This window comes from Pseudomonas sp. GW821-FHT09A09 (assembly GCF_059418405.1).
The window spans coordinates 42,164-55,375 of the sequence record NZ_JBWKPU010000008.1; the positions used below are offsets into that span (position 1 = coordinate 42,164).

Below are 13,212 nucleotides of genomic sequence, written 5' to 3' on the forward strand. Positions count from 1 at the left end.
TGCGATAGCGGTGGGTCAGTTGGCACATCTGCTGCCGATACACCGCTATCGCAGGCAAGCCAGCTCCCACACAAAGAGTTCCTGCCCGTTCAGTCGCGTCCGCCGACAAGCCATTGCAATTGCACTTCATGCTGGCCACGGTCGTCGGTGACGAAGATCGTGCCTTCGCTGATCATCACGTCCCACTTGATCACCCGAGGCATGTCCTTGGCCAGTGTCTCGAGGACTTCCTGCGGTACGGCGGCGATGTGCACGTTTTTCAGGTTGTTCGCCACTGGCACGACCTTGCCTTCCCACACACGCAGGCTGCCGTAGGCCAGCAGGCTGGTGCGTTCGGTACGACGCGAGCACCAGGTCAGGCGGTCGGCGTCGGGTTGGCCGACTTCGATCCAGTGCAGCACCCGGTCATCCAGGCTTTTTTCCCACAGGGCGGGTTCGTCTACGTCCGACAGGCCACGTCCGAACGACAGCTGCTCGTTGTACCAGAGGGCGTAGGCCAGCAGGCGCACGGTCATGCGTTCTTCGGTTTCCGAAGGATGGCGGGCGATGGTCTGTTTGACACTCTCGTACACCGAGCGGTCGAGGTCGGTGAGGTTGAGTTCGAATTTATAGGTCGTGGACGGCTGGGCCATGAACGGGCTTCTAGAGACAGGGAAAGGCGGCCAGTCTAACCGATGGCGAGGTCATTCAACGAATACTGAGCTGCATCATCCTTATCACTGGGCCCCTCGCCTATGTTAAAAGGCATTCCACCACAGCCCTGCACAGACAAGGATCCTCATGTCGTTTAACGCCAAACCGCTTGCCGGCCTGAAAGTCATCGAACTGGGCACCCTGATTGCCGGGCCGTTCGCCTCGCGTATCTGCGCCGAATTCGGCGCCGAGGTGATCAAGGTCGAATCCCCGGATGGCGGCGACCCGCTGCGCAAATGGCGCAAGCTGTATGAAGGCACTTCGCTGTGGTGGTTCGTGCAGGCCCGTAATAAAAAATCGCTGACGCTGAACCTCAAGCACCCGGACGGCCTGGCGATTCTCAAGCAACTGCTGGCAGACGCCGACATCCTGATCGAGAACTTCCGCCCTGGCGTGCTGGAAAAGCTCGGCTTGAGCTGGGAAACCCTGCATGCACTGAACCCGAAATTGGTGATGGTGCGGCTGTCGGGCTTTGGCCAGACCGGGCCGATGAAAGACCAGCCCGGGTTCGGCGCCGTGGGCGAGTCCATGGGCGGGTTGCGCTACATCACCGGGTTCGAGGATCGCCCGCCCGTGCGCACGGGCATTTCCATCGGCGATTCGATTGCGGCCTTGTGGGCGGTGATCGGTGCGCTGATGGCGTTGCGTCACCGCGAGGTCAACGGCGGGCTCGGCCAGGTGGTGGATGTGGCACTGTACGAAGCCATTTTCGCCATGATGGAAAGCATGATTCCGGAGTTCGACGTGTTCGGTTTCATTCGCGAGCGCACCGGCAACATCATGCCCGGCATCACGCCCTCTTCCATCCACACCAGTGCCGACGGCAAGCACGTGCAGATCGGCGCCAACGGTGATGCGATCTTCAAGCGTTTCATGAGCGCCATCGGCCGTGACGACCTGGCCAACGACCCCGCGCTGGCCAGCAATGATGGGCGTGACAGCCGCCGTGATGAGCTATACGGCGTGATCGATCGCTGGGTCAATTCGTTGCCGCTGGAGCAGGTGGTCGAGCAACTCAACAAGGCCGAGGTGCCCGCCAGCCGTATCTACAGCGCCGAAGACATGCTGGGCGACCCGCAGTTTCTGGCCCGGGAAATGTTCCTCAAGGCGCAATTGCCAGGCGGCAAAGATTTCAAGATGCCCGGTATCGTGCCCAAGCTTTCCGATACGCCCGGCAGTTGTGAATGGGTGGGCCCGCAATTGGGGGAACACAACAGCGTGGTGCTCAATGAGCTGGGCTACGACGCCCTGGCCATCACCCGCTTGCGTGAGGCTGGCGCGATCTGATGGCTCGCCGCGCCAGGCGCTGGTTCAGGCAAGTGTGCCTCGCCATGGTCATGCTCTGCAGTGGGTGGCCACTCTTGGCCAACGCCGAGGACACCTTGATCTGGCTGCTGCGCGACTTGCCGCCACTGACCATTTTCGAAGGACCACAGAAAGGCCAGGGCGCGCTGGACGCGCTGTTGCCGATGCTCAAGGAGCGGCTGCCGGAATATCGGCACCAGATCCTGCACGTCAATCGCGCCCGTGGCACGCAAATGCTGCGCGAGCCCTCGTTCACCTGCGACCCTTCGCTGCTGTGGACACCTGAGCGGGCCAGCTATGTGGTGTTTTCGGACCAGGCCTTTGTGGTGGTCAGCAACGGGGTGATGATCCGCCGCAGCAAAGAGCAAGCGATGGCGCCCTATATCGTCGACGGCCAGTTTGACCTGCAGGCGTTTCTCGAAGCGCGCAATGCACGCCTGGGGGCAATTGCCGAGCGCAGCTATGGCCCGGCCATCGACGAGCGGCTCAAGCACGCCGCGCCTCATCGACTGGCCCTGCATTACGGTAACGACGCGCTCGGTAGCCTGTTGCAGATGCAGCGTCTTGGCCGACTGGAGGCGGTACTGGGCTATTGGACGGAAATTCGTTACCACGCTCAGCAGCAGGGTATCGACCCCCAGGATCTGGTGTTCTTCCCGATCAAAGGCTCCGCGCCCTACCAGCGCACCTACATTGGCTGCTCCGACACCGCCCAAGGGAGGCAGGCCATCGATCGCATCAATGCGGTACTGCGAGATATCCCACAAGGGGAAGTACAGCAGTCTTACGCTTCCTGGCTGGACCCTGCCACACGCGAGCGTTACCTGTTGGATAACCCGAGCTTTTTCCAGGAAGCCCCTGCTCCCTGACAAATCCCAGGCAAAAAGAAACCCCGAAGAGTGGGGAGACACTTCGGGGTTAAACGTGGCCTACAAAGACCAGTACGACAAGCCACAAACACCGGAGCACAATGCTTGCTCTTGCCGTTATAAAGTCTGACCGGCCATGATGTAGGAAGTTTCCTCAGATAAACTTTTCTTCATGCCACGGCAGCGTTGCGTGTCTGGGCAGCGTTTCTCAGGGCAGCGATGACGGAAGGTTCCAGGCGCCCTTCGGCGATTTTCAGGTCTCGCAGCAAGCAGTCCACTACATCCACCAGCACGCGCTTGTCCATCAATTGCGCCCGGTCGACTTCACGCTCGACGACGATAGCGCCAGCAGGATTCTTCACGGTCACCAGGCACTCGCCCTGCACACCTGAGGTGGTCAGCGTAACCTGATAAGGGCTCAGTGCTTCTTCGAGCAATAGGCTGATACTTTCCATCTCGATCACCACTCAATAGTTCGGGAACAATCGGTTCAACGGGAGCTGCATCTATCCTAAGTGACTGTTTGTGACGTAGGAAAGTTCGCTTTATCGTCTTTATGGGGTCGTCAGGGGTGACGGATTCCAGCATGCGCTTGCAACATGACAACGAAAAAACGGCGCACATACCTGCTTACGCAATGGGCGGCTGTTTTGGGGTTTGCCGAAGGCTGCTAGCTGAGGTGAATCCTATACTCGGTGAGCGCTGAACAGGCTGTTATGCCGATAAAAGCGCATGTCAAAAGGCCCTTATTGCGAAGGATGAAGACAATGCTGGAACACGACAAAGAGCAAGCGGCGTTAGAGAAGATTCACGCCGACATATCACGCATCTATGCGGAGCAACGCAAACTCACGGCTGAAACACACAAGATAACCCGTGAAAATTTCTGGTACCCCCTGGGGGTGGTAATGGCCATGTTTACGGCGTTCAGCACCGTGTTGGCCATCGCGCAGAAACTTCTAACGTAGCCGCTCACGCCAAGCCGGGCCTGCCAGAAACAAAAAACGCCGCTGCCCCAAGGAAGGGACAGCGGCGTTTTTGTCTACGTGGCTTGCCTTACAGCGGCTTGCCCCGGTTGCCATGCTGGCTCACAAACGCCTGCACCGCCTTCAGGTCATTGGCCAGCACTGTGCAGCGCTCTTCACGCTCGAACAGGTCAGCCAGGTGCACCGGCAATTCCAGTGCCTTGCCAACACCAGCCTTCTCCACGGCCTCCGGGAATTTCACCGGGTGCGCAGTGCCCAGGATCACCATCGGGATATCCAGGCTGCGACGGCATTCGCGGGCGGCTTTCACACCGATGGCGGTGTGCGGGTCGAGCAGTTCGCCGGTCTGGGCATAGACTTCTGCGATGGTTTCGCAGGTCTGCGCATCGTCCACGGCCAGCGAGTCGAACAGCTTGCGGGTTTCGGTCCAGCGCTCTTCATCCACGCTGAAGCCGCCGCCGCTCTTGAAGGTGTCCATCAAGCCGGCAATCGCCGCACCGTTGCGACCGTGCATGTCGAACAGCAGGCGTTCGAAGTTCGACGAAACCATGATGTCCATGGACGGCGACAGCGTGGCGTGCAGGGTTTCCTTGACGTACTGGTTGCCGCTCATGAAGCGGTGCAGGATGTCATTGCGATTGGTGGCGACGATCAACTGGTTGATCGGCAGGCCCATGTTGCGCGCCAGGTAGCCGGCGAAGATGTCACCGAAGTTACCGGTTGGCACCGAGAACGACACCGAACGCGCCGGGCCGCCCAACTGCAGGGAGGCGTGGAAGTAGTAGACGATCTGGGCCATGATCCGTGCCCAGTTGATCGAGTTCACCGCCACCAGTCGCGTGCCCTTCAGGAAGCTCTGGTCAGCGAAGCTGTTCTTGACCATTTCCTGGCAGTCATCGAAGTTGCCTTCGATGGCGATGTTGTGGATGTTGTCACCAAAGATGGTGGTCATCTGGCGACGTTGTACTTCCGACACGCGCTTGTGCGGGTGCAGGATGAAGATGTCGACGTTTTCGCAGTGCTTGCAGCCTTCGATGGCGGCCGAACCGGTATCACCGGAGGTGGCACCGATGATCACCACGCGCTCGCCGCGTTTTTGCAACACGTAGTCCAGCAGGCGCCCCAGCAGTTGCAGGGCGAAGTCCTTGAACGCCAGGGTCGGGCCGTGGAACAGTTCCAGCACCCACTCGTTGCCGTTCAGCTGGCGCAGAGGCGCGATGGCGTTGTGGGAGAACACGCCGTAGGTCTCTTCCAGGATCTTCTTGAAGTCTGCATCCGGAATGCTGCCGGTGACGAACGGGCGCATCACGCGGAAAGCCAGTTCGTGGTACGGCAGGCCGGCCCAGGAGGCGATTTCTTCCTGGGTAAAGCGTGGCAGGTTTTCCGGCACGTACAGGCCGCCGTCAGTGGCAAGGCCTGCCAGCAAAACGTCTTCGAAATTCAGGGCCGGTGCCTGGCCGCGGGTACTGATATAACGCATGACTGGCTCCTCTAGAGCATTCTTGAACAAGGGCCGCCGAACCTGCGGGGCCCTTGCAGCAAAACCATTAGTTCAGGTGTTCGACGCGGATCCGCACCACCGGGCCGACCACGCCTTGCAGGGCTTCGAGGGCGGCGATGGCGTCGTTGATGTGCTGCTCGAGCACGCGGTGGGTCAGCAGGATCATCGGCACCTGGCCGTTTTGCTCCTCGACTTCCTTCTGCATGATCGACTCGATATTGATGCCGCGCTCCGACAGGATGCTGGCGACCTGGGCCAATACGCCCGGGTGGTCCTGGGCCTGGATGCGCAGGTAGTAGGCGCTCTCGCAAGCTTCGATCGGCAGGATCGGATGGGCCGACAGCGAGTCCGGCTGGAAGGCCAGGTGCGGCACGCGGTTTTCCGGGTCGCTGGTCATGGCGCGGACCACGTCCACCAGGTCGGCGATGACCGACGAAGCCGTTGGCTCCATGCCGGCGCCGGCGCCGTAGAACAGGGTGGAACCTGCCGCATCACCGTTGACCATCACCGCGTTCATCACGCCATTGACGTTGGCGATCAGGCGGTCGGCCGGGATCAGCGTCGGGTGCACACGCAGTTCGATACCGGCCGGTGTGCTGCGCGCCACGCCCAGGTGCTTGATGCGGTAGCCCAGCGCTTCGGCGTAGTTCACGTCGGCAGTGGTCAGTTTGGTGATGCCTTCGGTGTAAGCCTTGTCGAACTGCAGCGGAATACCAAAGGCGATGGAGGCCAGGATGGTCAGCTTGTGCGCTGCGTCGATGCCTTCCACGTCGAAAGTCGGGTCGGCTTCGGCGTAACCCAGGGCCTGGGCTTCGGCCAGCACGTCTTCGAACGTACGGCCCTTCTCGCGCATTTCGGTGAGGATGAAGTTACCGGTGCCGTTGATGATGCCGGCCACCCAGTTGATACGGTTGGCGGACAGGCCTTCACGGATCGCCTTGATCACCGGGATGCCACCGGCCACGGCGGCTTCGAATGCCACGATCACGCCCTTCTCGCGGGCCTTGGCGAAGATCTCGTTGCCGTGCACGGCGATCAGCGCCTTGTTGGCGGTGACCACGTGCTTGCCGTTCTCAATGGCCTTGAGCACCAACTCACGGGCCACGGTATAGCCGCCGACCAGTTCGATGACGATATCGATCTCAGGGTTGGTGGCAACAGCGAACACATCGTTGGTAATCGCAATACCGGTCGTTTCGAACTGAGGCTTTGGCGAACGTGTGGCAATTTGTGCCACTTCAATCCCGCGACCTGCACGGCGGGAAATTTCCTCAGCGTTACGCTGAAGTACGTTAAAGGTGCCGCCACCGACGGTCCCTAACCCACAGATGCCTACTTTGACCGGTTTCACTGAAGAACTCCCCATGAAACGGCCGACGCGAGGTCGGCCGTGGAAAACAGCCGCACGACTGCGGCTTTCAATTAGTGGCCCGCCGACTCTTCAGCGGGCCATGATCGTCAAAGGTTCGACGATGCTGGTTTATTTGGCACTCAGCGCCAGTTTGGCAACTTGCGGCGCCGGCTGGTAGCCCGGAATCACTTGGCCATCAGCCAAAACGATGGCCGGTGTACCGTTCACGCCGATGGACTGGCCCAGAGCGAACTGCTTGGAAACCGGGTTGGCGCACTTGGCTGCCTTGATTTCCTTGCCATCGACCATCTTGTCCATGGCCGCTTTCTTGTCGGCCGAGCACCACACGGCTTGCAGCTGCTCGTCACCCGGCGAGCCCAGGCCCTGGCGCGGGAACGCTACGTAGCGCACTTCCACACCCAGCTTGTTCAGCGCCGGCACTTCGGCATGCAGCTTGTGGCAGTACGGGCAAGTGGTGTCGGTGAACACGGTGATGTGGGTCTTGGTCTCGCCGATGGCCGGGTAAACCACGGTTTCAGCCACCGGGATGCCGTTGATCAGCTTGGACACGCCCAGGCGCTCGGCTTTCTCGGTCAGGTTGACCGGCTTGCCGTCCTTCAATTGGAACAGGTAGCCCTGGACGATGTACTGGCCATCGGCACTGGCGTACAGCACACGGCTGCCCTTGAGCTTGACTTCATACAGGCCGGCCATGGGGCTGGCGCTGATGCTTTCGATCGGGGTATCGAGCTGCAGGTTGGCCAGGCTCTTGCGGATGGTCTGCTCGGCAGCGTCATCGGCAAACGCAAAGGTGGAAACCAACGCAATGGCTGCGGCGGCAATAATCTGGGTCAAGCGCATGGGAACTCCTGAAGGCAGATGCAGGGACGGAAGCAGTCGCACCGATGTGGAAACCCGGGCGTGGGCCATCCCCTTTGCTAACCGGCAAAGCCTACCACAGTTGGGCCGCAGGGCAGCCCGTGGCGGGATAAATTGGCGGTTTTCAGCCTCGCGGGTGATGTTTGGCGTGCATATCCTGCAAACGTGCGCGAGCCACATGGGTATAGATCTGGGTTGTGGATAAATCGCTGTGGCCGAGCAGCATCTGGACCACACGCAAATCCGCACCGTGGTTGAGCAAATGCGTGGCAAAGGCATGGCGCAACGTGTGGGGCGACAGTGCCTTGCCGATCCCGGCGACCTTGGCCTGGTGCTTGATGCGGTGCCAGAAGGTTTGGCGCGTCATCTGCTCGCCGCGCAGGCTCGGAAACAGCACATCACTGGGCCGCCCACCCAGCAGTTCGCTACGCGCATCGCGCATGTAGCGCTCGACCCACACAATCGCCTCCTCGCCCATGGGCACCAGGCGCTCCTTGCTGCCCTTGCCCATCACCCGCAACACGCCCTGGCGCAGGTTGACTTGCTCCAGGGTCAGGCTGATCAGCTCGGTGACGCGCAGGCCACAGGCGTACAGCACTTCGAGCATCGCGCGGTCACGCTGGCCGATGGCTTCGCTCAGGTCAGGGGCAGCGAGCAAGGCGTCGACGTCGGCTTCTGACAGGGATTTGGGCAATGGCCTGCCAAGCTGCGGCATATCGACCTGCAGGGTGGGGTCGAGGGCGATCAGCTTTTCGCGCAGCAGGTAGCGATAAAAGCCACGCACGCCAGAGAGGAATCGTGCAGTGGAGCGGGGTTTGTAGTTCTGCTCCAGGCGCCAGGCCAGGTGGTCGAGGATCAACTCGCGGCCGGCATTGACCAGTTCCAGGTTTTTTTCCTGTAGCCAGCCGTTGAACAGGGCCAGGTCACTGCGGTAGGCCTGACGGGTGTTGTCGGACAGGCCTTTTTCCAGCCACAGGGCGTCGAGGAATCGGTCGATCAAGGGGTGGTCAATGGCGGGCATGGGGGCTCAGACGCTGAAAAGAATAGGCAGATGCTACCGCATGTAGGCGCTGGCTTGCCGGCGATGGCAGTTTCAAATATTGCGGCGCTGTTGCGGGCCTCATCGCCGGCAAGCCGGCTCCTACGGGGGTTTTGTGTTTGGCCGCTGATGGGTGACCGACACTGGGCACATGTGGGAGCTGGCTTGCCTGCGATGGCGGTTTCAAACGTTGCGGCACTGTTGCGGGCCTCATCGCCGGCAAGCCGGCTCCTACAGGGGTTTTGTGTTTGGCCGCTGGTGTGTGATCGACATCGAGCACATGTGGGAGCTGGCTTGCCTGCGATAGCCACGACCCGGTTTCAGATCAGTCAGCAAAGCCTGGCAGCACCGGAACGGGGCGCTTGTCGGCATCGATGGCCACAAAGCTGAACACACCCTGGATTGCCTTCTCGCGACCATCGGCACTCATGCTCTCAACGAACACTTGCACTTCAACCTTGAGGCTGGTGTTGCCGACCTTGATCACTCGGCCGATCAGTTCAACGATGGAGCCGGCAGGAATTGCGTGGTTGAAGTCGATGCGGTCGGTAGACACGGTCACCAACGGCAACCGGCAAAAACGCGTGGCCGTAATGAACGACACTTCATCCATCCAGGCCAGGGCGGTGCCGCCGAACAGGGTGTTGTGGTGGTTGGTGGTCGGCGGGAACACGGCCTTGGTCACGTGGGTGACGGACAGGTCGGTGCGGCGCTGGATTTCTTCAAGGCGGGTGGTCATAAACAAATACCGGGACTAGACAAATTTCAGGCACAAAAAAGCAGCCCGTAGGCTGCTTTTTTCTGCATCGGGAAGCTGGACTTAAGCCAGTTTTTCCTTGATGCGAGCTGCTTTACCGGACAGGTCACGCAGGTAGTACAGCTTGGCTTTACGTACGTCACCGCGACGCTTGACGGCCATGCTGTCGATTTGCGGGCTGTAGGTCTGGAAAGTACGCTCTACACCAACACCGTTGGAGATTTTACGAACAGTGAAAGCACTGTTCACACCACGGTTACGCTTGGCGATTACCACGCCTTCGAACGCTTGCAGACGCGAACGGTCGCCTTCCTTCACTTTCACCTGAACGACAATGGTGTCGCCCGGGGCAAAGGTAGGGATCTCTTTGGTCATCTGCTCTGCTTCGAGTGCAAGGATGATTTTGTTAGTCATGCTGTGCTCCTAAGGTAAGTCAATGGACCTACCATCGATACGTTGTTAACTATCGTCCCGCGCGAGGATGTATTCCTCGAGCAGCTTCTTCTCTTCTCCAGAAAGCGAGCGGCTTTCCAGAAGATCGGCGCGTCGTTCATAGGTCCGACCAAGGGACTGCTGTAAACGCCAACGCCGGATGTGTGCGTGATTGCCACTTAGCAATACGTCGGGAACACGCTGATCCGCATACACCTCCGGTCGGGTGTAGTGCGGGCAATCCAGCAAACCATCCGTGAAGGAATCTTCCTCCGCGGAGTCCGCATGCCCTAAAGCTCCAGGCAGCAGTCGTGTAACCGCATCTATCAGGACCATCGCCGGCAGCTCGCCGCCAGACAGGACATAGTCCCCAATCGACCACTCTTCATCGACATGAGCTTCAATAAACCGCTCGTCAATGCCTTCATAGCGACCGGCAATCAGGATCAGTGCTTCCTCATTCGCCAGTTCGCGGACCCCAGCCTGTTTCAGCTGACGGCCTTGAGGGGACAGGTAAATTACCTTCGCCTTCTCCCCGGCAGCTGCCTTGGCCTGAACCAACGCGTCTTCCAGAGGCTTGATCTTCATCACCATGCCCGGGCCACCGCCAAATGGGCGATCGTCCACAGTGTGATGTCGATCCGTCGTGTAGTCTCGCGGGTTCCAACAGGTGAGCTGCAAGAGCCCCTGTTTCACCGCCCGACTGGTGATGCCGTACTCGCTGATGGCGGAAAACATCTCGGGAAACAAACTGATCACTTCAATGCGCAAATTAGCCACGCTTAGAAGTCCGCGTCCCATTCCACCTTCATCTCGCCCGCGGCCAGGTCGACGGCCAACACGCATTGCTCGGTATACGGCAACAGGCGTTCGCGATCATCCAGGCTGCCAGCGCAAGGCTTGACCACCATTACATCATTGGCGCCGGTTTCCAGAAGATGATCGATTTTCCCGAGCAATTGCCCCAGTTGATCAATAACCTTCAGACCTTCCAGCTGGTACCAGTAGTACTCGCCATCGGTCAATTCAGGGAACAGGTTGCGCGGCACGCAGATCTCATAACCAGCCAGAAGACGAGCTTCTTCACGATCATCAAGACCCTTGAGCTTTGCGACCAGGAACTTATCGCTCCCGCGTCCACTGACCAGCTCGACCTGTTTCACACTCCCTTCGCGCTTGAGCGTCCAGGTCTTGTACTGCAACAGGTTTTCAGTCGGATCAGTAAAGGAATACACCTTCACTTCGCCGCGAACGCCATGAACAGAATAAATCTTGCCGATAACGATCAAATCATCAGCAACAGCTGGCGTCGCGTTCATATCGCTCAGGCCGCAGCCTTAGAAGCGTCCTTCAGCAACTGAGCAACGCGCTCAGAAGGTTGTGCACCAACGCTCAGCCAGTAGGCTACGCGCTCTTGGTTCACGGACAGACGAACTTCTTGACCACGAGCGATCGGGTTGAAGAAGCCAACTTGTTCCTTGTGAGAGCCGTCACGTGGGTTGCGGCTGTCAGTTACGGTCAAGTGGTAAAACGGGCGCTTTTTGGAGCCGCCAAGGGCAAGACGGATTGTTAGCATGTGAACATCGTTCCTGTAGTCGGTGCTGCAAATCTAAATGCACAGCGGGCATAGGTGCCCGAAAGGCCGCATATTCTAAGGAATATCCGGACTTTTGCAAATGTCTTTTTCTGGCGCCTATCGGCATGCCATTCAGATCTGCTATAGAGCCGTCGGTTAAAACGGCGAGTCAGCCCCCGCCAACGGCGGGTTTGCTGGAGATCCCACATCCCTGTGGGTCGGAGCGCAAGCGGGCTTGCGCTCGAATTCTTTACATCTTGGGCATGCCGCCGCCGGGCAACATACCGCCCATGCCGCGCATCATCTTGGCCATGCCGCCTTTGGCAGAGAATTTCTTCATCATCTTCTGCATCTGCTTGTGCTGCTTGATCAAGCGGCCGATGTCCTGCACCTGGGTGCCGGAGCCCATGGCGATCCGACGTTTGCGCGAACCGCTGATCAGCTCAGGGTCGCGGCGCTCGGCCGGGGTCATGGAGTTGATGATGGCTTCCATCTGCTTGAACTGCTTCTCTGCCGCGCCCTGGGCATTGCCCATCTGCGCCAGGTTCACACCGCCGATGTTCGGCAGCTTGTCCATCAGGCCGCCAAGGCCGCCCATGTTCTTCATTTGCTGCAGCTGGTCGCGGAAGTCTTCGAGGTCGAAGCCCTTGCCCTTCTTCAGCTTCTTGGCCAGCTTGTCGGCCTTGTCCTTGTCGAGCGTGGCTTCGGCCTGCTCGATCAGGCTGAGCACGTCGCCCATGCCAAGAATGCGCGAAGCAATACGCTCAGGGTGGAACGGCTCGAGCGCTTCGCTCTTCTCGCCCATACCGATGAACTTGATTGGCTTGCCGGTGATGGCACGTACCGACAGCGCCGCACCGCCACGGGCATCGCCGTCGACCTTGGTGAGGATCACACCGGTCAGTGGCAGTGCGTCGCCGAATGCCTTGGCGGTGTTGGCGGCGTCCTGGCCGGTCATGGCGTCGACCACGAACAGCGTCTCGACCGGGTTGATCGCGGCATGCAGCGCCTTGATCTCGCCCATCATCTCTTCGTCGATGTGCAGGCGACCGGCGGTATCGACGATGACCACGTCGATGAACTTGAGCTTCGCTTCTTTAATAGCAGCGTTGGCGATATCAACCGGCTTCTGGCTCAGGTCGGACGGGAAGAAGGTCACGCCCACTTCGCCTGCCAGCATTTCCAGCTGCTTGATCGCGGCCGGACGGTAGACGTCAGCCGACACCACCATCACGGACTTCTTCTTGCGCTCTTTAAGGAAGCGCGCCAGCTTGCCGGCGGTGGTGGTCTTACCCGCACCCTGCAAACCTGCCATCAATACGACGGCCGGTGGCACGGCGCTGAGGTTCAGGTCTTCGTTGGCCGCGCCCATCAGGCTTTCGAGTTCGGCCTGGACGATCTTCACAAAGGCCTGGCCCGGGGTCAGGCTGCGGGACACTTCGGTGCCCACCGCGCGCTCTTTGACCGAATTGACGAAGTCCTTGACCACAGGCAAGGCCACGTCGGCTTCCAGCAACGCCATGCGCACTTCGCGCAGGGTGTCTTTAATATTGTCCTCGGTCAGCTTGGCCTTGCCGGTGACATGGCGCAGCGTCTGCGAGAGACGGTCAGTCAGATTTTCAAACATGCGCGATCCTTTCAGGCCCTATTCATAGACCGAGGTAATGGCGGCCCAGGCTGTGGTAAATCGCTATTAAAAACAGCGCTCGGCGAGCCTGCGGCGTGGGCAGGTCGCGGATTATAGCGAAGACTGCGCCAGTGCACACCCGCTGTCTGGCCCGGGAGTCTTTCGTGGAACGCAGGGGTATGCCAAACTCAGCGCCT

15 protein-coding genes are annotated in these 13,212 nt (G+C 59.7%); 3 read left to right on the forward strand and 12 right to left on the reverse strand.

The features are described 5' to 3' along the window. Positions 1–89: 89 nt before the first annotated feature. A complete protein-coding gene (locus AC07OV_RS08845) occupies positions 90–632 on the reverse strand; it encodes a YaeQ family protein (RefSeq protein WP_494996667.1) in 543 nt (180 codons plus the stop codon). Positions 633–780: 148 nt separating this feature from the next. Here AC07OV_RS08845 and AC07OV_RS08850 point away from each other — a divergent pair, with 148 nt between their 5' ends. Further along, entirely contained in the window at positions 781–1,980 is a 1,200-nt protein-coding gene (locus tag AC07OV_RS08850) for a CaiB/BaiF CoA transferase family protein (RefSeq protein ID WP_494996666.1), read from the forward strand. After that, positions 1,980–2,867 (forward strand): TIGR02285 family protein, encoded by an 888-nt coding sequence (locus AC07OV_RS08855; protein WP_495092061.1) that lies wholly within the window; start codon positions 1,980–1,982, stop codon positions 2,865–2,867. The genes AC07OV_RS08850 and AC07OV_RS08855 overlap by 1 nt, the downstream gene beginning before the upstream one ends. A 170-nt stretch (positions 2,868–3,037) precedes the next feature. On the opposite strand, the gene AC07OV_RS08860 is transcribed toward AC07OV_RS08855, so the two are convergent. Then, a complete protein-coding gene (locus tag AC07OV_RS08860) occupies positions 3,038–3,322 on the reverse strand; it encodes a DUF3509 domain-containing protein (RefSeq protein WP_176994382.1) in 285 nt (94 codons plus the stop codon). Between the two features lie 312 nt (positions 3,323–3,634). On the opposite strand from AC07OV_RS08860, the gene AC07OV_RS08865 reads away from it, so the two are divergent. Further along, positions 3,635–3,835 carry a hypothetical protein gene (locus tag AC07OV_RS08865; RefSeq protein WP_176994383.1) on the forward strand — a complete coding sequence of 67 codons (201 nt, stop codon included), beginning with the start codon at positions 3,635–3,637 and terminating at the stop codon, positions 3,833–3,835. An 88-nt stretch (positions 3,836–3,923) separates the two neighbouring features. Here AC07OV_RS08865 and thrC read toward each other — a convergent pair whose 3' ends face one another. The 10 genes from thrC to ffh all read right to left on the reverse strand — a co-directional run bounded on the left by thrC (position 3,924) and on the right by ffh (position 13,015). Then, entirely contained in the window at positions 3,924–5,333 is a 1,410-nt protein-coding gene (gene thrC, locus AC07OV_RS08870; protein ID WP_176994384.1) for a threonine synthase, read from the reverse strand. A 67-nt stretch (positions 5,334–5,400) separates the two neighbouring features. After that, complete coding sequence (locus AC07OV_RS08875; RefSeq protein ID WP_010207988.1) at positions 5,401–6,705, reverse strand: homoserine dehydrogenase; 1,305 nt, start codon at positions 6,703–6,705, stop codon at positions 5,401–5,403. A 129-nt stretch (positions 6,706–6,834) separates the two neighbouring features. After that, positions 6,835–7,566, reverse strand: coding sequence for a thioredoxin fold domain-containing protein (locus AC07OV_RS08880; protein WP_010207987.1), 732 nt, complete (start codon positions 7,564–7,566; stop codon positions 6,835–6,837). 142 nt (positions 7,567–7,708) lie between these two features. After that, positions 7,709–8,605 (reverse strand): site-specific tyrosine recombinase XerD, encoded by an 897-nt coding sequence (gene xerD / locus AC07OV_RS08885; RefSeq protein WP_495092062.1) that lies wholly within the window; start codon positions 8,603–8,605, stop codon positions 7,709–7,711. 343 nt (positions 8,606–8,948) lie between these two features. After that, the gene (locus AC07OV_RS08890) at positions 8,949–9,362 is read right to left on the reverse strand and encodes an acyl-CoA thioesterase (protein WP_494996662.1); all 414 of its coding nucleotides are present in this window, start codon (positions 9,360–9,362) and stop codon (positions 8,949–8,951) included. Between the two features lie 81 nt (positions 9,363–9,443). Beyond that, positions 9,444–9,794: a 50S ribosomal protein L19 gene (rplS, locus tag AC07OV_RS08895; RefSeq protein ID WP_003175895.1), complete on the reverse strand. Its 351-nt coding sequence runs from the start codon at positions 9,792–9,794 to the stop codon at positions 9,444–9,446. Positions 9,795–9,839: 45 nt separating this feature from the next. Continuing rightward, positions 9,840–10,613, reverse strand: a complete 774-nt coding sequence (trmD, locus tag AC07OV_RS08900) for a tRNA (guanosine(37)-N1)-methyltransferase TrmD (RefSeq protein ID WP_016977714.1) — start codon at positions 10,611–10,613, stop codon at positions 9,840–9,842. Further along, positions 10,595–11,131, reverse strand: a complete 537-nt coding sequence (gene rimM, locus AC07OV_RS08905; RefSeq protein WP_003175898.1) for a ribosome maturation factor RimM — start codon at positions 11,129–11,131, stop codon at positions 10,595–10,597. Before rimM ends, trmD begins: the two co-directional genes overlap by 19 nt. Before the next feature lie 5 nt (positions 11,132–11,136). After that, positions 11,137–11,388, reverse strand: coding sequence for a 30S ribosomal protein S16 (gene rpsP, locus AC07OV_RS08910; protein WP_003209587.1), 252 nt, complete (start codon positions 11,386–11,388; stop codon positions 11,137–11,139). 250 nt (positions 11,389–11,638) lie between these two features. Then, positions 11,639–13,015 carry a signal recognition particle protein gene (gene ffh / locus AC07OV_RS08915; protein ID WP_003193965.1) on the reverse strand — a complete coding sequence of 459 codons (1,377 nt, stop codon included), beginning with the start codon at positions 13,013–13,015 and terminating at the stop codon, positions 11,639–11,641. Positions 13,016–13,212 lie beyond the last annotated feature (197 nt).